Here is an 18,518-nt window from a genome sequence, read left to right on the forward strand (position 1 = left end):
CTGTAAATCTTATGCTTGACCAACCCATCGTTCCTATACCGATCCGTACGGCTGACCGCATCTGCGAAGTAGCCTGGTTCTCTGACCTATGCGGAGAAGATACTGAATTCCTGAGCGTTCGCGACCCGGCCCGGGCCACCTTCGCCCATTGTCGTGATATTGCGCTGGCGGCCGAACGCCTGGGCTTCAGCAATCTCCTGCTCCCGACTTCCTACATGCCTGGTCAGGAGGTTGTTCCCTTTGCCGCGGGGGTAGCACCTGATCTGCAGCGGATCAACCTCCTGACGGCCATTCGATGCGGAGAGATGCACCCGCCCATGCTGGCTCGTACGCTCGCGTCGCTCGATCACATGCTGAACGGGCGACTCACGATTAACATCATAAACTCCGACCTGCCCGGTTATCAGGAAGATGCCGAACTGCGCTACCAGCGCTGCGCCGAGACCATACAAATCCTCCGGCAGGCCTGGACCGCCGACCGCATCGAGCACGACGGGCCCGTCTATGGTAAACTTTCCCTCTCTACCGATCCAATCAGGCCACACCAGCAGAATGGTGGCCCCCTGCTCTATTTCGGAGGCACCTCCGACGGCGCCCGGGAAGTCTGTGCCCAATACTGCGATGTGTTTCTGATGTGGCCCGAAAAAGAAGAAAGCCTGTATGCCAATATGCAGGACGTTTCGCAACGCGCGGCCCGCTACGGGCGGCAGGTCGATTTCGGGCTGAGGGTTCACGTTATTGTGCGGGAAACCGAAGCCGAAGCAAGGGCCTGGTCGCGGCATATTATGTCAAAGTTTGACCCGGTGCGGGGGGCTGCGATGAAGAACGCGTCCCAAAGTTCCTGGTCGCTGGGCGTACGTCGGCAGAATGAGCTACGTACCGAAGCCGATGCCGAGGGGTTTGTAGAACCCCTGTTGTGGACCGATATCGGTAAAGCCCGGTCGGGGGCGGGTGGAGCACTGGTCGGTAGTGCGGAGCAGATTATCGACAAACTGAACCGATACATGGACATGGGCATGCGGGCCTTCATCCTGTCTGGCTACCCCCTACTCGACGAGGCCGACTATGTAGCCCGGCTCGTGCTTCCCTATCTGCCCAACGCAACCCTTTCGCGTTTGCAGGGACGCCTACCCGAACCCAGGGAAGCCCCTCCGGGAGGCCAGTAATTGTCTTCACGCCAATTAAAAAGCCCCCGCCAGTGCTGGCGGGGGCTTTTACATCAGTCACCCGGATCGTTCCGGATTTTATTTCACTTCTTCATATGGTACGTCCGAGACGTTGCCATCGGTTGGCTGACCCTGACCAGCACCGGGGTTGGCGTTTCCGCCGTCAAAACCGGCACCGTCTGTCGGGGCACCCTGCCCGTTAGTTGCGTTGTAAAGCTCCTGCGAAGCGGCAGCCCAGGCATTGTTCAGCGTTTCAAGGGCCGAATCGATGGCAGCTGCGTCGCGCGAACCATGTGCGGTACGCAGACCGGCCAGTGCGTCTTCAATGGCGGTTTTGTTGCCGGCCGAGAGCTTATCGCCGTAATCTTTGAGCTGCTTCTCGGTCTGGAAGATCATCGAGTCGGCCGCGTTGACTTTCTCGATCTTTTCCCGTTCGGCTTTGTCGGCCGCTTCGTTGGCTTTGGCTTCCTCGCGCATCCGGTTGATTTCTGCGTCGGTCAAACCGCTCGATGCTTCAATCCGGATTTTCTGTTCTTTACCAGTTCCTTTGTCTTTTGCCGTTACGTTCAGAATACCGTTGGCGTCAACATCGAAGGTCACTTCGATCTGGGGTACACCCCGGGGAGCGGGCGGAATGTCAGACAGGATAAAGCGACCCAACTGACGGTTCTGCTGCGCCATGGGGCGCTCGCCCTGCAGTACGTTGATTTCTACGCTGGGCTGGTTGTCCGACGCCGTCGAATACACCTCCGATTTCTTGGTCGGGATGGTCGTGTTGGCCTCGATCATTTTGGTAAACACCCCCCCCATCGTTTCGATACCCAGCGAGAGCGGGATCACGTCGAGGAGCAGCACGTCTTTCACTTCACCCGTCAGTACGCCACCCTGTACAGCAGCCCCAATGGCTACGGCTTCGTCTGGGTTTACGGCTTTTGACGGTTTGCGGCCGAAGAGCTTTTCTACTTCGTCCTGCACCTTCGGGATTCGGGTCGATCCGCCGACCAGGATTACTTCGTCGATCTGGCCCGCCGACAAGCCAGCATTTTTCAGGGCTTTACGGCAAGGCTCCAGCGAGCGCTGAATCAGCGAATCGGCCAGCTGCTCGAATTTCGACCGGCTCAGCGTACGGACCAGGTGCTTGGGGATACCATTTACCGGCATGATATACGGCAGGTTGATCTCCGTCGACGTAGAGCTCGACAGCTCAATTTTCGCTTTTTCGGCGGCTTCTTTCAGGCGTTGCAGAGCCATAGGGTCCTGACGCAGATCGATGGCTTCGTCTTTCTTGAACTCGTCGGCGAGCCAGTCGATGATTACCTGGTCAAAGTCATCCCCCCCGAGGTGCGTATCCCCGTCGGTCGATTTTACTTCGAACACACCATCGCCCAGTTCCAGGATCGAGATATCAAACGTACCACCACCCAGGTCGAAGACGGCGATCTTCTGATCTTTATCGGTCTTGTCGAGGCCGTAAGCCAGTGCGGCTGCGGTAGGCTCGTTGATGATGCGTTTTACGTCGAGACCGGCAATCTGACCCGCTTCTTTGGTGGCCTGCCGTTCGGCATCGTTGAAGTACGCTGGTACAGTGATGACGGCTTCGGTCACGGTCTGGCCCAGATAATCTTCGGCGGTCTGCTTCATTTTCTGAAGGATCAGAGCCGAGATTTCCTGGGGTGTATATTGACGGTCGCCAATCCGAACGCGGGGGGTCGAGTTGGGGCCGTTTTCTACGTCATACGCAACGTTTTTTATTTCGTTCGATACTTCGCCATAGCGTTTACCCATGAAACGCTTGATGGATGAGATCGTATTTGTCGGGTTGGTGATGGCCTGGCGTTTGGCCGGAGCGCCGACCTTGCGTTCGCCGTTGCCGTTGTCCATAAACGCGACCACCGAGGGCGTAGTACGGGCTCCTTCGCTGTTCGGGATCACGACCGGCTCGTTGCCTTCCATCACGGCCACGCACGAGTTTGTGGTGCCTAAGTCAATACCAATAATTTTTCCCATGATACCAATTCTATTTGGTTTAGTTTCTTTCTTGCTGCAATTGAATGCTGACAGACGAACTCATACTATCAATAGAAATGCCAGCCGGGAAATTTGTTTGATTTGCTGTCAGATTGACAGCAAATGCCGAGATTGTGGGCCAGAATGGCGGGCCTGTGCCACGGGGTGCCTCATTTCCTGTCAGGAATAATCGGCTGCCCCACGAAAACAACAAGGGCTCAGACCGAATGAATACGATCTGAGCCCTCGCGATGGGTTCAGTGTTTTTATCGCCCGCCAAATAGGCCGCCCAGCATACCGCCAAGACCACCACCCTGCTGACCCGCAACGCGCAGCAGATCGTTCATATCCAGTTTGCCGTCGGCCATGGCAGAACCGGCCATGCCCATCCAGTCGACACCCTGCTTACCCGTGGCGGCACCCAGGATGCTATTGCCATCCACGCTACTGTCGTTGGGGTCGGCGGCTTTATTCATCAGTTTACCCAGCACCATCGGCACAACGGCCGAAGCCACCGACATAGCCACCTGGGGCGAAATACCCAGCTTCTGCATCAGATTCTGTTCAACATGCTGCTGAACATCGCCCGTTACCGGATTCGCCTGCACATTACCGCCCCCATTCACAACCATCCCGAGTAAATTACCCAGACCACCACCCTGAGCCTGCTGGCCCAGACCGCTCAGGATACTGCTGGCTACCGTCTGCATAACGGAATCATTCTGTTCGTTGGGGATAGCCGGGTTATTCACGACTGCCTGGCCAGATTGCTGCTGAACCAGATTCATAAGGGTTTCAAACATGTCTGTAAAGTTTTTATTGGGTTGAACTCAAAAGGAGCCGAACAGTTTTTTATCGACCTGATCCGAAACACCGGCTACCTTACTTCGTCAACGTGTTATACTTTTGCCCGATGGTTCTGTTAAGTGCCAAAAGCCTATTTATGACGAACAACACGCCCGAACGTAACGACGGATCAGCCGATAAAACGACCGTCGAGCAGGCGCTACACCCGCTGGTTACCGACTTGTTTTACCCCAGCGAATCCGATGAGCCTATTGAGCCGGTTTCCTGCTACCTGAAGCAGGAAACGCCGTTAACGGTCAGTCAAATCAAGGATTGGCAAATGCTGCCACCAGCCGTTTATGTTGAGGAGCGGCCGGCAACTGATTTCTGGGACCCCGTGGTGACGGAGCAGGACTGGCATACAGACGACGAAAAAGCCCGAACGGCTCGCTTTCAGCAGCTTCGTCAGTTTCTGGAAGGTGAGCTAACGGTCTGTCAGGTTTTTTACGTAGGTGAGATGGAAATGGACGTTTTCTTCCTGGGCCGGGAGCCCTCTGGCCAGCGAACCGGCATCCACACGAAAGTCGTTCAAACCTAAACTGTATAGGCCATTTCAGCCTGAACCGACGATGAACGCACATTAAACGAAAGGGTATAAACGACGAAACCCCGGCTCATCACCGGGGTTTCGTTTTCTTCAGGTCTGTTTACTTTACTTGCTCTACAACAGCTGCGAACGCTTCGGGGTGGTTCATAGCCAGATCGGCCAGTACCTTCCGGTTGAGTTCGATGCCTGATTTATTGAGGGCACCCATCAGCGCCGAGTACGACATCCCGTTGATGCGGGCGCCAGCGTTGATCCGCTGAATCCACAGGCTACGGAAATCGCGCTTCTTGGCACGACGGTCGCGGTAGGCATACCCTAATCCTTTTTCGACGGCGTTTTTAGCTACCGTCCAAACATTTTTACGCCGACCAAAATAGCCTTTGGCCAGCTTCATTACTTTTTTCCGACGCGCCCGTGAGGCAACGTGATTGACGGAACGTGGCATAATTTTTTTGTTTTTTGACGACCGGCGGAAGTAGTGTATCTATCAATACGCCTTCACTTTATAGGCCGGGCATCGGGTGAAACGTGAAACCAGGATGCACCTGCATCCTTTTTGTCCTTAGACGTTCAGCAGCGCTTTGATGCGACGCTCGTCGGCGGGAAACACCAGCGTATCATGGACCAGATTACGCTTTTGCTTGGTGGTCTTTTTCGTCAGAATGTGACTGTGGAAGGCGTGCTTCCGCTTGATTTTTCCGGTACCGGTCAGCTTGAACCGCTTCTTGGCACCTGAGTTGGTTTTTACTTTTGGCATTGTCGTAAACCGCTTAGTAGAGAAAAAAATAAGTAAACAGGCCGCAAAGGTACAAAAAAAATTCAGTTTTCAGTCTATATCTTCCACTCGCAAAGCCGTATTGACAGCCTACCGGGTGGGGATCTGTTCTGAAAACTGAATTCGTTTATTTCTTCGGAACTACCGTTTTGGGAGCCAGGAACATGCTCATGCGCTTTCCTTCGAGCTTAGGCTCGGCTTCTACCTTACCGTATTCCTCCAGTCCTTTCGAGAATCGCTCCAGCAACTGAAAACCGCGGTCCTTAAATACAATGGCCCGGCCTACAAACTGCACATAGGCTTTCACCTTGGCGCCTTCTTTCAGGAAGTTGATGGCGTGTTTGAGTTTAAATTCAAAATCGTGGTCGTCTGTATTTGGGCCGAACCGTATTTCCTTGATCACGACCTTGGTAGCATTCGCCTTGATTTCCTTCTGTTTTTTCTTTTGCTCGTATTTAAACTTGGAGTAGTCGACAATACGGCAAACGGGCGGAACAGCGTTGGGCGACACCTCGACCAGATCGAGATTCTGGGCTTTGGCCATCGCCTGCGCCTTATTAATATCGTAGATTCCCTGCTCTACATTTTCACCGACCACCCGCACTTCGCGGGCCAGTATGCGCTCATTGACTTTGTAGGGTTCTTCAACCACGCGACGGGGTGGTCTGCGTTGGGGTAATGCCATATATTGTGTTTAGTGTGACTTTGAAATCGCTTGGATAACGTACGCGCTACCAAAAAGTTCGGGAAAGTATTGAAAATACGGGTGCTACGCAAGTTTACTTCGCTTACCGAAGCCGGGTAAATCGTTTTTATACTACCGGGTATGGTGACTAACAGAAAGGTAACCATCCTGTCAGTCGTCATACCCGGTTTTCGCGTTTATACTTTCACTTCCTGCTGGAAGGTTTCTACAAACTCGGCTATGCTCATACTTCCCAGATCGCCCTGCCCTTTCCGCCGGACCGATACTTTTCCTTCAGCAGCTTCCTTCTCGCCTACAACGAGCATAAACGGTACCTTGTTCACTTCCGCATCGCGGATTTTACGGCCAATCTTTTCATCACGCAGATCCACGAAGCCCCGGATGTCGTGCTCCTGGAGGGTGAAATACAGGTCGTTGGCATAGTCTTCGTACTTCTCGGATATCGGCAGAATGGCGATTTGATCGGGAGAAAGCCAGAGCGGAAAGTTACCGCCTGTGTTCTCGATCAGGATAGCAATGAACCGCTCCATCGATCCGAATGGCGCCCGGTGAATCATAACGGGCCGGTGTTTCTGGTTGTCGGCGCCGATGTATTCGAGCTCAAATCGATTCGGCAGGTTGTAATCGACCTGAATGGTACCCAGCTGCCACCGGCGGCCCAAAGCGTCACGAACCATAAAATCAAGTTTAGGGCCGTAGAAAGCCGCTTCACCCAATTCGGTAACGGTCCGCAACCCTTTCTCGGCCGCAGCCTCGATGATTGCCGATTCGGCCCGCTCCCAGAGGTCATCCGAACCGATGTATTTAGCCTTGTTCTCCGGATCGCGCAACGAAACCTGGGCGCTGTAATCGGAGAAGCCAAGTGACTTGAACACGTACAGAACCAGGTCAATTACTTTCATGAACTCGTCCTTCACCTGATCGGGGCGACAGAAAATATGCGCATCGTCCTGGGTGAAGCCCCGTACGCGGGTTAGCCCGTGCAATTCACCCGACTGTTCGTAGCGATAAACCGTACCGAACTCGGCCAGCCGCAGGGGCAGGTCGCGGTAGGAGCGCGGACGGGTTTTATAGATCTCGCAGTGGTGCGGGCAGTTCATGGGCTTGAGCAGGAACTCCTCATTCGGATCGGGCGTCTTGATGGGCTGAAACGAATCTTCGCCGTATTTATCCCAGTGGCCCGAGGTTACGTACAGTTGCTTGCTGCCGATATGGGGCGTAACCACCTGCTGGTAACCAGCGCGGATCTGGGCTTTGCGCAGGAAATTTTCGAGCCGTTCGCGCAGCATCGTACCCTTGGGCAGCCACAGGGGCAATCCAGCTCCCACTCGCTCCGAAAACGCGAACAGGTCAAGCTCTTTCCCCAACTTACGGTGGTCCCGTTTTTTAGCTTCCTCCAGCAGATGCAGATACTCGTCGAGTTCTTTCTGTTTGGGATAGGTAACGGCGTAAATGCGGGTCAGCTGCTTATTTTTCTCGTTGCCGCGCCAGTAAGCGCCAGCCACATTCATCAGCTTGGCGGCCTTTATAAACCCGGTGTTCGGAATATGCGGCCCCCGGCACAGGTCCGTGAACTGACCTTGTGTATAGAATGTGATCGTACCGTCGTCGAGTCCTTCGAGCAAGTCGAGCTTGTAGGGATCTCCTTTTTCTTCAAAGTAGGCAATGGCATCGGCCTTGCTCATCGGCTTGCGGATGTAATCCTGCTTCTGCCGGGCCAGTTCCAGCATTTTGTCCTCAACTTTTTTAAAGTCCTCCTGCGAGAAGGGCTGTCCGTTGAGGTCAACGTCGTAATAGAAGCCGGTTTCTACCGCCGGGCCGATCCCGAATTTCACGCCGGGGTACAAACTTTCCAGGGCTTCGGCCAGCAGGTGCGCCGATGAGTGCCAGAAAGTGGCTTTTCCTTCGGCATCGTTCCAGGTCAGCAGCTGTACGCTGGCATCTTCGTTGATGGGCTGGGTAGCGTCCTGTACCTTGCCGTTTACTTTGGCAGCCAGCACATTGCGGGCCAGCCCTTCGCTGATCTGGGTGGCAATATCCAGCCCGGAAGAGCCTTTCGGGTATTGCCGTACGCTCCCATCGGGCAGCGTCACGCGGATTTGTTCGTCCTGCGCAATCATTGGATTGAATTGGTTTATAGATGGTACCCGCAGCCTACCTACAACTGTAGGCTACTTACTTTATGCATGTAACATAGTCTAGTCCAGATTTGTCCGTCCCCCCGTTAACTGATTTGCTGATCACGATACAGTCAGCACAGCCCAGTGGCCCGAACAGTATTTATTAATTCGGCCCAATGGGCTTGACGGCCCGCCGAAGCGAGTCGCTTTCGCTGACCGACACCCTGGCTTTCGGCTGAATCGTCGAGATTCGGACCCGGCTGGTATCCAGTTCCGTTCGCTTCTGTTCTACGTTTACCGGCTCGGCTGGTGTATTCGGCAAAAATAGTGGGTTGTATGATCCGGCATACTGGCGTCGCTGCGATCGCCAAAGACCCGCTGCGGCCTGCCGGTCTGCCGGATTTTGCCGGGTCGCCTTGGTATAGGCCGCAACCGCCTGTTCATATTGCCCCATCTGCTCGTGACAGTACCCGATGTAGGTGTCGATGCGCGGAAACTGCGGCCTCAGCTGCTGCACTTTCTGGTAGTTTGCCAGGGCCTCGTAATGATTCCGATACTTCTGATTGATGAGACCCACCTGAAAATAAGCCTGATAATAGGCAGGCTGCAATTTAATGGTCTGCAAATAACAGGCCAGCGCGCTATCGGGCCGGTTGGCCGTGTGGTAGATAAGGCCCCGCCCGTACTGAAGGCGGGCGTTGTTGGGGAAGTACCGGATAGCCTGTCCGCTATAGGTCAGTGCAGCGTCCAGATTGCCGAGCGTCCGGTAAATGGACGCCAGCTGATTATAGGTTTCCAGGTACCGGGGTTTGAGACGCAGCGATTGCTGATACAACGCCAGCGCCTGCGCCGTGTCTCCCTGTTTGGCCGCCATTAGGCCGTTGAAGAAATACGCTTCGCCATCGTAGGGGGCCATCTGCAGGGCTTTGGCGATGTATAGCCGGGCTTTATCGTACTGACTTTGTTGCTGGAGCAGATCCCCCTGCAGTGTGTACAACTCAGGTGTGTTGACCCCCAGAATTTCGGCCCGCTGCGCATCGTCCAACGCATTGGCCGGTTTTTGCAGTTCCCGCAGCACTTTAGCCCGGGTCAGGTAGTAGATGCCCGCGTTGTTGTTCCGCTCAATTGCTTCGTTAATATCGGCCAGCGCATCGTTCACCCGGCCGAGCGCCAGCAGGACCACCGCGCGCTTGGCGTAGGCGGAGGCTGGTGATGAGGCATTGATAGCCCGCGTCAGTGCCCGCAGTGCCCCCTCTACCCGGCTGCTATCGTCAGGCTTGGGAAAATCAGGAATGTGGGCCGTTTGCCGGTTGTCGCTGTCACAGCCGCCCAACAGGATGCCGACGAGCAGAACGGCCAGACTTGTACTGGTCCAGCCGTAACCCCGCAAACGACCTCCACCCAGCCGGTTTATCAGCCAGTTGATTCGTTGTTTTTGTGGGGGTATGATGCTTAGTTTTTTCACCGGAATGGCTCAGTCAAGCCCGGCGGTAACGCCTGCCGACAAAGGTACGGACGCAAATCGGTAGAAAACGCCCAGTGGCAGCCGTTTTTGGTAGGCATCATCCATAAACAGCTCCCCCCATTCGGCATTCGGCACCTCCCCAAACGTCTGCCGCATCAGGTTGTCGAGAATCAGCGAGGAGAACCCCAGCGAGTACAGGTTAATGATGAAGAAAAAGTTATCCCGGTCGAGCAGGTCGGCACAGGCTTTAAGCAGGTCGTTCAGGTGTTCTTCCAATACCCATTTCTCCCCATCGGGTCCGCGCCCGTAGGCAGGCGGGTCCAGGATGATGCCGTTGTACCGATTGCCCCGGCGCCCTTCCCGCCGGACAAACTTCACCGCATCATCCACTACCCACCGGATATTGTCGAGTTCGCTATGGTCCATGTTCTCCCTCGCCCAGCTGATAATGGGCTTAACCGCATCCACGTGGGTCACGTCAGCGCCGGCCTGCCGGGCCGCCAGTGAGGCCCCGCCGGTGTACGCAAACAGATTCAGCACCCTGGGCCGGTCTGTATCCATGTTTTGAATGGCCCGGTAGAGGTACGCCCAGTTATCGGCCTGTTCGGGAAAAATACCCACGTGTTTAAATGTTGTCAGGGCCAGCTTAAACTTGAGGTTGAGGCCACTCTGCCGGAACGTTACGAACCAGGGGTCACGCATATCAGGCGTTGTTTGCCAGTCGCCCCGTTCGGGCGATTGCCGGTCACGCCGGAAAATAGCATGGGCACGCCGTTCCCACTCGTCGTCACTCAACGACTTATCCCAGATAGCCTGGGGTTCGGGCCGGGCCAGCACGAAATCCCCAAAGCGTTCCAGCTTATAAAAATCGCCGGAGTCGATCAGTTCATACGACGACCAGGGCGCAGGAGTAATGAGTTGCATAGGAAAGAAGTGAACGGAAAACGATGAAGCCGACGCCCCATTACTGGACCGGGCTCTGCTGGCCCAGGGCGAGAATCAGCTCGTATTCATCGAAACGAATAGGCATCACCGACAGGCGGGCTTGCCTGATCAGTGCGATATTGGCCAGTAGGGGTTCCTGCCTGATCTGGGCCAGCGAGACGGGGCTTGTAAACGGCAGAACGGGCTCCAGCTCGACGACCACCCACCCAAACTTAGTCTGCGCCGGATCATCAGCAACCGTTGGGTCGGGATAGGCTTCGCGGACAACCGTCGCCAGACCAACTACGGCGGGTTTGGTTACACTATGATAAAACAGGACAGGATCTCCTACCCGCATCGCCTTTAGGTTGTTACGAGCCTGGTAGTTACGGACACCATCCCAGATGGCACGTCCCTGTGCGATAAAATGGTGCCATCCGTACGCATCCGGTTCTGATTTTACGAGCCAGTAGTTCAAGGCGCAATCACAAAAAAGCCGGGTTGTCCGGCAATCCTGCAGGCAGGATCAGCTGACAACCCGGCGGTTGTTATTAATAAAAATCGTCGTGCTCGGAGCTGCTGCCAAAGGGCGATCCGTATTGATCTTCGTCGTCTTCGTAGCGCGATCCGGCCCGGTTGAATGCCAGTGCTTTCTTGAGTATCATGATCTGTCCCGTATGATACAGGTCATGGTTGATTATACCGTGTAGCATGTCGTAATAAGTATAGTCACGCCCCGGTACAATGTCTTCCAGAAACTCGTCATCATCTCGTTTGTCGAGTTCGTTGATTAGCTCTTCCTGACTCAGGCTGAGTTCCATTTCGAGCGCTTCCCACTCAAAATCATCGATTTTATCGGGGAGGGCGCCAAAATTTTTCTCCGGTGTGGTTATATCAAACGTCGCATCGCCCTGCATCTTCTTGACGCAGAAAATCCGCCAGCTTGTCATATGAAAAACCAGTTCGGCAATGGTATGGGTATTAGGGCTAATCCGTCGCCCGGCCATATCGGGGGTTACTTCCCGCAGGGCCTCCACCACCGACGGGCCATGCCAGGCCTCCTCACTCTCGTAGGTGGTGTTGAGTAAGTCGATAATGCGTATGAGTTCGTCGTTAGGAACCATCTTTTCTAGTTGTGTCGTAGTGCTTCAGAGTTGTAATGCCAACCGTAGGTATAACACGAAGTGCCTTACTCTGTTGGTTTACCTTTATAAATCAGTCAAATCAACCACAGTCGCCCATCGTCAGGTGCTCGCTGCAGACGGGCCGATCGGCAATTTGTCCCGCAAAGGTAAGTTAATATTGACGGGTTCTGAAAAAATGCCGCCCTGAGACCGCTCTATTTGAGGGTTGCCGGTTCGTTGGTTTAGGCACCGGCAGCCCCCGATCGGCAATAATTGTGGTTGGGCATGATTTTAGCAACAGGTTCTTTCACCGGATGTGACCCTGGGAAGCTCCCCGCGACTCAACTGAACAGGCCTACCGATGATGACTTCGTTTCTACGCTTACTTGTCTGTTTTCTACTGGGGCTTGCTAACTGCTCAGGTCAGTTTACCAAGCCGCTCCGGTTAGATACCGAGGCCGGAAGCTATTTTTCAACCTCCGGACTTACCCCCTTCTGGTTACGGGCCAACCAGTTCGGGATTGTTCCGCGCGAACATGCTATCATGACCGTCCGGCAAACGCTGCGGGTCGATTATGACCGGCCACCCGGCAATATGCTGGATAGCATCCGTTCGGTGAATAAACGGATTGACTGGGGCTGGGGCGTTCAGGCGGTCTTCAACGCTGGTTATGCTTACAAACTGCTGATCCCCGAAGCGTATGTCAAGGTTAAACTAGGGGCGTTTGAAATCTGGAGCGGTCGTCGGCGAACAACGAGCGGACTGGCAGATTCGACTCTTTCCTCAGGCTCCTATGCGGTTTCGGGCAACGCGCTACCGATGTTGAATCTTCAGTTCGGCATTCCGGAGTTCACCCCCCGACGCGGGCTGATCAGCCTGAAAGGCTTTTATAACCACGGCTGGTTCGAGAACGATCGATTCGTCAAAAATGCCATGCTGCACCAGAAGGCGCTCTACCTGCGTTTGGGGAAACCCACCTGGCGACTTAAACTGTACGGCGGCTTCAACCACCAGGTCATGTGGGGCGGGAATACCGAACGACTGCCAGGCACTCTGGTTAAAAACCAGCAGTTACCCGCTACCTTCAGTGACTACCTCGACGCCGTAATGGGAAGCACCCTGGGCGCCCGAACCAATGTAGACACCAATCGGGTAAGCCAGTTTGATCGCGAAAACCGGATTGGCAACCACCTTGGCACGGTAGATGTGGGGTTCGAGTACACCGCCCGCTCCTTTTCAGTCTTTGCGTATCGCCAGAGCATCTATGAAGACGGGTCTTTGTTTTACCTGATCAATATTCGCGATGGGTTACACGGCCTCCGCATCCGCAACCGACGGCCCCTGAATCCCGACGGCCTCCAGATTCAGGACGTCTTGCTCGAGTATTTGTATACACAAAATCAGGGGGGAGCGGTGTTCAGCAATAATCCATTCCAGCGCGGCCGGGACAACTACTTCAACCACTCTCAGTACCAGGACGGCTGGTCGCGTTACGGGCTGACCATCGGCACGCCCTTCATCACTCCCTCGGGAGATGGCCGCACCGGTCTGCCCCTGTACGGGTTCACCAACAACAATCGGGTATCCGTCATGCACATCGGTCTGTCGGGGCAGGTACTGGATTTCTTTCAGTTTCAGGTGAAGGCGTCTTACAGCGCGAATAAGGGCACTTATGAAAAACCCTTTGCTCAGACGTTGCGTCAGTTTTCGTCGGCGCTGACCGTGTCGGCCCCACTCTATATTCTCAACGGCGTGACCGCTTCGATGGCGGTAGCCCTTGATGCAGGCGATCTCTACTACAATAGCCTCGGATTTTACGTTGGTATCCGGAAAGAATCTCAGTTCGGGCGCTGACTTTCCTTTTTGTTTGTAAGCTATTTTATAGACTAACCGAATAATAAATCTTTAGTCTAATCTATCCTTAGAGTATCTAAAGTTTTACTTAAAACGGCTACTTTTCTGTGCATAAGCGTACTGACAGTGAATGAAAGTGCTGTTAGGTATAGTAATTGTCTAAGGTCGATTCTGTATCTAATCAGCTCATATTGATCACTTAATGCGCCCACTGCTAACCTTATTCTCAATATACTTTATTTGTCATGGCTAAACACCAACATCTAAAAGATGAAGAACTTATCCGTATGTATCTGCACACCCAGCAGAACAATTATTTCGAAACCCTATACAATCGGTACGTCAGCAAAGTGTACCGCCGGTGTCTTTCGCTGATCAAAGACTCTACCAAGGCTGAAGATTTCACCCACGACATCTTCCTGCGGGTGTACGGAAACCTCGGCAATTTCCGCGAGCACTCTACCTTTTCAACCTGGCTGTATTCCATCTCCTACAACTATTGTATGGACCAGCTTCGGTACGCCCACCGTACGGTAACCGTTGCGCTGGACGATGACGACGAGCATCAACTGGCAGACAGTTCGGATCACGAACTGATTGAAACTCAATTTCAGCAGCTGGCTCAGGTGATGGGTACCATTTCGCCCCAGGAGACCCAGATGCTTCGGCTTAAGTACGAAGAAGGGCTGGATATCCGATCCATTGCAGACCAGCTGGCGCTGAAAGACAGCGCGGTAAAAATGCGCCTGAAACGCACCCGCGACAAAATCCGGCGTCTGTATGACGCTCATTACCTGTAAATTATTCCTGCAGAAGAATTCGGTTACCTGTTTAGCCAAACCTATCCGTATCCGCAGCCTCCGGGCACGGATAGGTTTCGTTGGCGGTTACTACCTACGGGTACCGAAATCAGTTACCCAGTAGTGGCGGTAGGTGCTGGTCGCTGAATAGGCATACCCCACCCCTACCTGTTTGAAGTTGGCGCTCATGATATTGCGACAGTGGCCCGGCGACTTCAGCCAGCCATCAACTACCGCCCGGGTGGTGCTGTAACCAGCCGCAATATTTTCGCCGGCGGCCCGCCATATGTACCCCTCCCGGGTCATCCGATCCCAGGGTTGCGAGCCGTCACGTCCGGTATGGCTGAAATAGTTGTAGGTAGCCATATCCAGCGCATGCTTATCCGAAGCGGAATTTAGCTGGCTATCCAGCGTGAGAGCAGGCACGGCGGGGTACGTTGTGGTGCCGCACTGGCAGGGTTTGGAGCGAGCTACGTTAATGTAGGTCAGGACTTCCTGCTGCTGGGCAGAGCTGGCGGCTGCAGCACGTGCCCCGGCCAGATCTGGGGCAGGGCCGGTGGTTTGGCCCGTGTTTATTTCGGTATAGACTGAAGACGAAACAGGAGCCGGCACCTGCGCCGACTCCCGATCGGACTGACACGCTGCTGTAGCCATAACCATGACTGCCGTAGCGAAGAGGTAGGAAAACTTCATAAAATATATAGTTGGATTTATTGATTAAACGGTAGCTCTACCGCTCTGGTATGCTATCGAACCCAACTTTTTGCATTTATTTTCGAGCCATCCGTAACCTCTTGTTTACTTACCAGGCTATAGTATTCGTTGTCAAATCCATAGGATTTTACTCGGTCGGTGTGGGTCTCCATCGAAACGCTTGCTCATTCACGGCTCGCATCGTGCACAACACACCGTTCAGATGGTCATACTCATGCTGAATTAACTCGGCCAGCGACCAGTCCGTTACCGTCCATACCTGCTCCTGCCAGTGCTCGTCCCGATAGGCAAGTGTCAGCGTTTTGTGACGCCTGACCTTGACCAATAGATTCGGAAAGCTCATACAGTCATCCCAGAGTTCATCCAGCTCCGGGCTCACGTCTATCAACTCAGGGTTGATAATAATTAGAGGCCGGTCGATGTTCAGATAAAACAGCCGTTTCATAATGCCCAGCTGGGGCGCAGCAATACCCCGCCCAAACCGATAGCGGGCCCGAATTTCTTCCATCACAGCGTACAGGTCCGCCACCCATCCTGGCACCAGGGGTAGCTCTTCTTTCCTGACCGGGTCGCAGTTTTGATACAACCGTGGATCGCCGAGCAGGAGCAGATCAGAGAGCGTTTTCATTTTATAGACGGCAATTGTGTTCATTCTACCGGCAGACCAAGGCTGTGTTATATTCATGCAACGGCATAATTACCATTGCTTCTCATAGACCTGGCTCAATGAAATAGTCCAACTTATTCCAACAATCAATGGTATCGGCATTGATGACGACAATCCCTGGCGATCCTAAATACTATAATAACAACGGCATAATGCCATCGCTACTCATGAATCTAGCTCAGTAGGATTGACCGGCCTATTCCAACAATGATCAGCGTCGGCCTTGATGCTGACGATCAATTTACAGCACCGGACTTTCTTCGTTGATACTGGCTAAACGCAGGCTGACGGCGCGTTTGTGCGCGTCCAGCGATTCTGCTTCGGCCATAGCCTCAACGACTGGTCCTACCTGCTGAAGCCCTTCCGGGGTGATGTGCTGAACCGTAATTTTTTTGACGAAGCTATCGAGCGATACGCCACTATAGGCCCGCGCGAACCCGTTGGTGGGCAAGGTATGATTCGTGCCTGACGCGTAGTCGCCAGCCGATTCAGGAGTGTAGTTGCCCAGAAAGATAGACCCCGCGTTGATAATCTGTTCGGCTACCTGCTCGGCATTGCTGACACTCAGAATGAGGTGCTCGGCCGCGTACTGATTCAGCAGCTCGATTGCATCGGCCTGCGTGTCGACCAGAATGGCCTTACTATTCTCGAGCGCCTGCGCGGCCAGGTCGCGCCGGGGAAGCTTATCGAGTTGCGTCCCTAACGTCAGATTCACGCTATTGATCAGCTTTTTACTGGTAGAAACCAGCAGCACCTGGCTATCAGCCCCATGCTCGGCCTGCGAGAGCAGATCGGCCGCCACAAACGACGGCACAGCAGTATCATCGGCGTAAACGGCTACCTCGCTGGGACCAGCGGGCATGTCGATAGCCATTCCTTCTTTGGCAACCAGCATCTTGGCCGCTGTCACGTATTGATTTCCGGGACCGAATATTTTGTATACCCGGGGAACGGTCTCGGTCCCATACGCCATAGCCGCTACGGCCTGCGCTCCGCCAATCCGGAAAACGCGCGTGACCCCAACCAGCCGGGCCGCATAATAGATAGCCGGGTGACTACCGGGCGTACAAAGCACGACCTCCCGGCAACCAGCCAGCTGAGCCGGCACGCCCAGCATCAGAACCGTACTGAACAAAGGAGCCGTGCCACCCGGAATGTACAGGCCCACCTTTTCAATCCCCACGCTCCGGCGCCAGCACGTAACCCCCGGCATCGTTTCTATTTTTTCGACGGGTTGTTTCTGCGCTTCATGAAATAACCGAATATTCTGATACGCCTGCCGGATCGCGGCCTTTAACTCGGCAGACAACTGCTCTTCTGCGGCATCGAGCTCGGCCGCACTAACCTCCAGCTGATCAGGTTGTAGCGTTAGCCGATCAAATCGCTGAGCCAGTTCGATCAGGGCCGTATCCCCTCCGGCGCGTACCTGGGCCAGTATAGGGGTGACGGCAGCTTCAATCTGCTGGGTCGATTGCACCGGTCGGGCCAGCAGCGCAGGCCATTCGCTCCGGTCAGGAAAAGGAATAATTGTCATGATGAATACGGCTGAAGAAATACGCTGGGCCGGCAGCCCGTCGCCACCGCCCGGATTGCAGCGCTGTTAATAAATCATTTTCTCGATGGGGATAACCAGAATCCCCTCCGCCCCAGCGGCCCGAATCGCTTCGATGTTTTCCCAAAATTCGTTTTCATTCAGGACCGAATGAACCGAGCTCCAACCCTCCGTAGCCAGGGGTGTCACGGTCGGACTCTTCATGCCCGGCAGCAGCGCCGTTATCTGATCGAGGGCGTCGTTAGGCGCGTTCAGCACAATGTACTTGTTATTTTTGGCGGCCTGCACCGATTTAATCCGAAACAGTAGTTTGTCGACCAGCGCCTGTTTGTCGGCGTCGAGGGCCGGGCGGGCAATCAGGATTGCTTCCGACCGGAAAATAGTTTCGACTTCTTTGAGGCCATTGCTCAATAACGTGCTGCCTGAGCTGACAATATCGCAGACGGCTTCGGCCAGTCCAATGCTGGGGGCAATCTCGACCGATCCGCTGATCTCGTGAATCTCGGCCTGGACTCCTTCGCCAGCCAGGTAAGTGCCTAACAGATTCGGGTACGACGTGGCAATGTTTTTACCCTGTAAATCCTGAGTACCGACCCAGTCGACACCGCGCGGAATGGCAATACTCAGCCGACATTTGGAAAAGCCCAGTTTGTGCACCGTCTGAACCGGGCGGCCCGTCTCGACCGCTACGTTCTCCCCAACGATACCGAGGTCAGCCACGCCATCTTCGACGTAGCCTGGAATATCGTCGTCCCGCAAAAACAGGAACTCAGCCGGAAAATTGGAGGATACCGATTTGAGTTTACCGGTGCCATAGTCGAACCGGATACCGCACTCTTTGAAAAGCTGGTACGAATCTTCGCTCAGCCGACCGGATTTTTGAAGGGCAATGCGTAATAAAGAAGCCATGAATGGATTTGACGAATGACGAATCACAACAGGCAGGAAAGGCCGGGAGTTATTCGCTGATGAGTAGGCAGGCCGCAGACATTGATGCGTTGCAGAACTACCTGGTTAAATGAACGGCAAAAGTACAGGAAAACGACGTATCGGCAGATCGATTCAGTCGTAGAATATGGACCAATCAGCCGCGATGATGGCGACGATGTCGAAAATAGGGAACGGCGGCCCGGGAGGAGATCATGGGCGCAAAAGTAATAGCCAACTCTGTCTGGAACAAGCCTCCGGCCAGTTTCGCCATCGGTAAGCGGGTCGGCGTATCCAAAAACAGGCAGGGGCTCGAAGCAGGC

General features: G+C 54.2%; 18 protein-coding genes. 4 read left to right on the plus strand and 14 right to left on the minus strand.

The features are described 5' to 3' along the window. The first annotated feature begins 11 nt into the window (after window positions 1-11). Window positions 12-1,166, plus strand: a complete 1,155-nt coding sequence (locus FBR45_RS10065; protein WP_138501659.1) for an LLM class flavin-dependent oxidoreductase — start codon at window positions 12-14, stop codon at window positions 1,164-1,166. 78 nt (window positions 1,167-1,244) lie between these two features. Here the strand turns inward: FBR45_RS10065 and dnaK are convergent, their stop codons facing one another. Further along, entirely contained in the window at window positions 1,245-3,173 is a 1,929-nt protein-coding gene (gene dnaK / locus FBR45_RS10070) for a molecular chaperone DnaK (RefSeq protein ID WP_138501662.1), read from the minus strand. Between the two features lie 266 nt (window positions 3,174-3,439). Then, on the minus strand, window positions 3,440-3,976 hold the full coding sequence (locus tag FBR45_RS10075; RefSeq protein WP_138501663.1) for a DUF937 domain-containing protein: 537 nt from the start codon (window positions 3,974-3,976) through the stop codon (window positions 3,440-3,442). 110 nt (window positions 3,977-4,086) lie between these two features. Here FBR45_RS10075 and FBR45_RS10080 point away from each other — a divergent pair, with 110 nt between their 5' ends. Further along, window positions 4,087-4,557: a nuclease A inhibitor family protein gene (locus FBR45_RS10080; RefSeq protein WP_246082175.1), complete on the plus strand. Its 471-nt coding sequence runs from the start codon at window positions 4,087-4,089 to the stop codon at window positions 4,555-4,557. Window positions 4,558-4,666: 109 nt separating this feature from the next. Here the strand turns inward: FBR45_RS10080 and rplT are convergent, their stop codons facing one another. From rplT to FBR45_RS10120, 8 genes are all read right to left on the minus strand, one after another. Continuing rightward, complete coding sequence (rplT, locus tag FBR45_RS10085; RefSeq protein WP_077920960.1) at window positions 4,667-5,011, minus strand: 50S ribosomal protein L20; 345 nt, start codon at window positions 5,009-5,011, stop codon at window positions 4,667-4,669. 117 nt (window positions 5,012-5,128) lie between these two features. Then, the gene (gene rpmI, locus FBR45_RS10090) at window positions 5,129-5,323 is read right to left on the minus strand and encodes a 50S ribosomal protein L35 (RefSeq protein ID WP_077920961.1); all 195 of its coding nucleotides are present in this window, start codon (window positions 5,321-5,323) and stop codon (window positions 5,129-5,131) included. Between the two features lie 145 nt (window positions 5,324-5,468). Further along, window positions 5,469-6,026, minus strand: a complete 558-nt coding sequence (infC, locus tag FBR45_RS10095; RefSeq protein ID WP_077920962.1) for a translation initiation factor IF-3 — start codon at window positions 6,024-6,026, stop codon at window positions 5,469-5,471. 197 nt (window positions 6,027-6,223) lie between these two features. After that, on the minus strand, window positions 6,224-8,167 hold the full coding sequence (gene thrS / locus FBR45_RS10100) for a threonine--tRNA ligase (RefSeq protein ID WP_138501665.1): 1,944 nt from the start codon (window positions 8,165-8,167) through the stop codon (window positions 6,224-6,226). Window positions 8,168-8,330: 163 nt separating this feature from the next. After that, window positions 8,331-9,632, minus strand: a complete 1,302-nt coding sequence (locus FBR45_RS10105; protein ID WP_246082176.1) for a tetratricopeptide repeat protein — start codon at window positions 9,630-9,632, stop codon at window positions 8,331-8,333. A 9-nt stretch (window positions 9,633-9,641) separates the two neighbouring features. Next, the gene (locus tag FBR45_RS10110) at window positions 9,642-10,556 is read right to left on the minus strand and encodes a class I SAM-dependent methyltransferase (RefSeq protein ID WP_138501667.1); all 915 of its coding nucleotides are present in this window, start codon (window positions 10,554-10,556) and stop codon (window positions 9,642-9,644) included. A 40-nt stretch (window positions 10,557-10,596) separates the two neighbouring features. Continuing rightward, window positions 10,597-11,034, minus strand: a complete 438-nt coding sequence (locus tag FBR45_RS10115) for an EVE domain-containing protein (protein WP_138501669.1) — start codon at window positions 11,032-11,034, stop codon at window positions 10,597-10,599. Window positions 11,035-11,107: 73 nt separating this feature from the next. After that, window positions 11,108-11,680 carry a DinB family protein gene (locus FBR45_RS10120; RefSeq protein ID WP_077920966.1) on the minus strand — a complete coding sequence of 191 codons (573 nt, stop codon included), beginning with the start codon at window positions 11,678-11,680 and terminating at the stop codon, window positions 11,108-11,110. A 361-nt stretch (window positions 11,681-12,041) separates the two neighbouring features. Here FBR45_RS10120 and FBR45_RS10125 point away from each other — a divergent pair, with 361 nt between their 5' ends. Then, window positions 12,042-13,535: a capsule assembly Wzi family protein gene (locus tag FBR45_RS10125; RefSeq protein ID WP_171044863.1), complete on the plus strand. Its 1,494-nt coding sequence runs from the start codon at window positions 12,042-12,044 to the stop codon at window positions 13,533-13,535. 245 nt (window positions 13,536-13,780) lie between these two features. Further along, entirely contained in the window at window positions 13,781-14,335 is a 555-nt protein-coding gene (locus FBR45_RS10130) for an RNA polymerase sigma factor (protein WP_129601697.1), read from the plus strand. A 90-nt stretch (window positions 14,336-14,425) separates the two neighbouring features. On the opposite strand, the gene FBR45_RS10135 is transcribed toward FBR45_RS10130, so the two are convergent. From FBR45_RS10135 to hisG, 4 genes are all read right to left on the minus strand, one after another. Continuing rightward, on the minus strand, window positions 14,426-15,028 hold the full coding sequence (locus FBR45_RS10135; protein WP_138501671.1) for a CAP domain-containing protein: 603 nt from the start codon (window positions 15,026-15,028) through the stop codon (window positions 14,426-14,428). Window positions 15,029-15,176: 148 nt separating this feature from the next. Then, a complete protein-coding gene (locus tag FBR45_RS10140) occupies window positions 15,177-15,677 on the minus strand; it encodes a peptide deformylase (RefSeq protein ID WP_138501673.1) in 501 nt (166 codons plus the stop codon). Between the two features lie 280 nt (window positions 15,678-15,957). Further along, window positions 15,958-17,250, minus strand: coding sequence for a histidinol dehydrogenase (hisD, locus tag FBR45_RS10145; RefSeq protein ID WP_138501675.1), 1,293 nt, complete (start codon window positions 17,248-17,250; stop codon window positions 15,958-15,960). A 66-nt stretch (window positions 17,251-17,316) separates the two neighbouring features. Then, entirely contained in the window at window positions 17,317-18,177 is an 861-nt protein-coding gene (gene hisG, locus FBR45_RS10150; protein WP_138501677.1) for an ATP phosphoribosyltransferase, read from the minus strand. Window positions 18,178-18,518: the final 341 nt, after the last annotated feature.

Source organism: Spirosoma lacussanchae (genome assembly GCF_005870035.1).
GTDB lineage: Bacteria > Bacteroidota > Bacteroidia > Cytophagales > Spirosomataceae > Spirosoma > Spirosoma lacussanchae.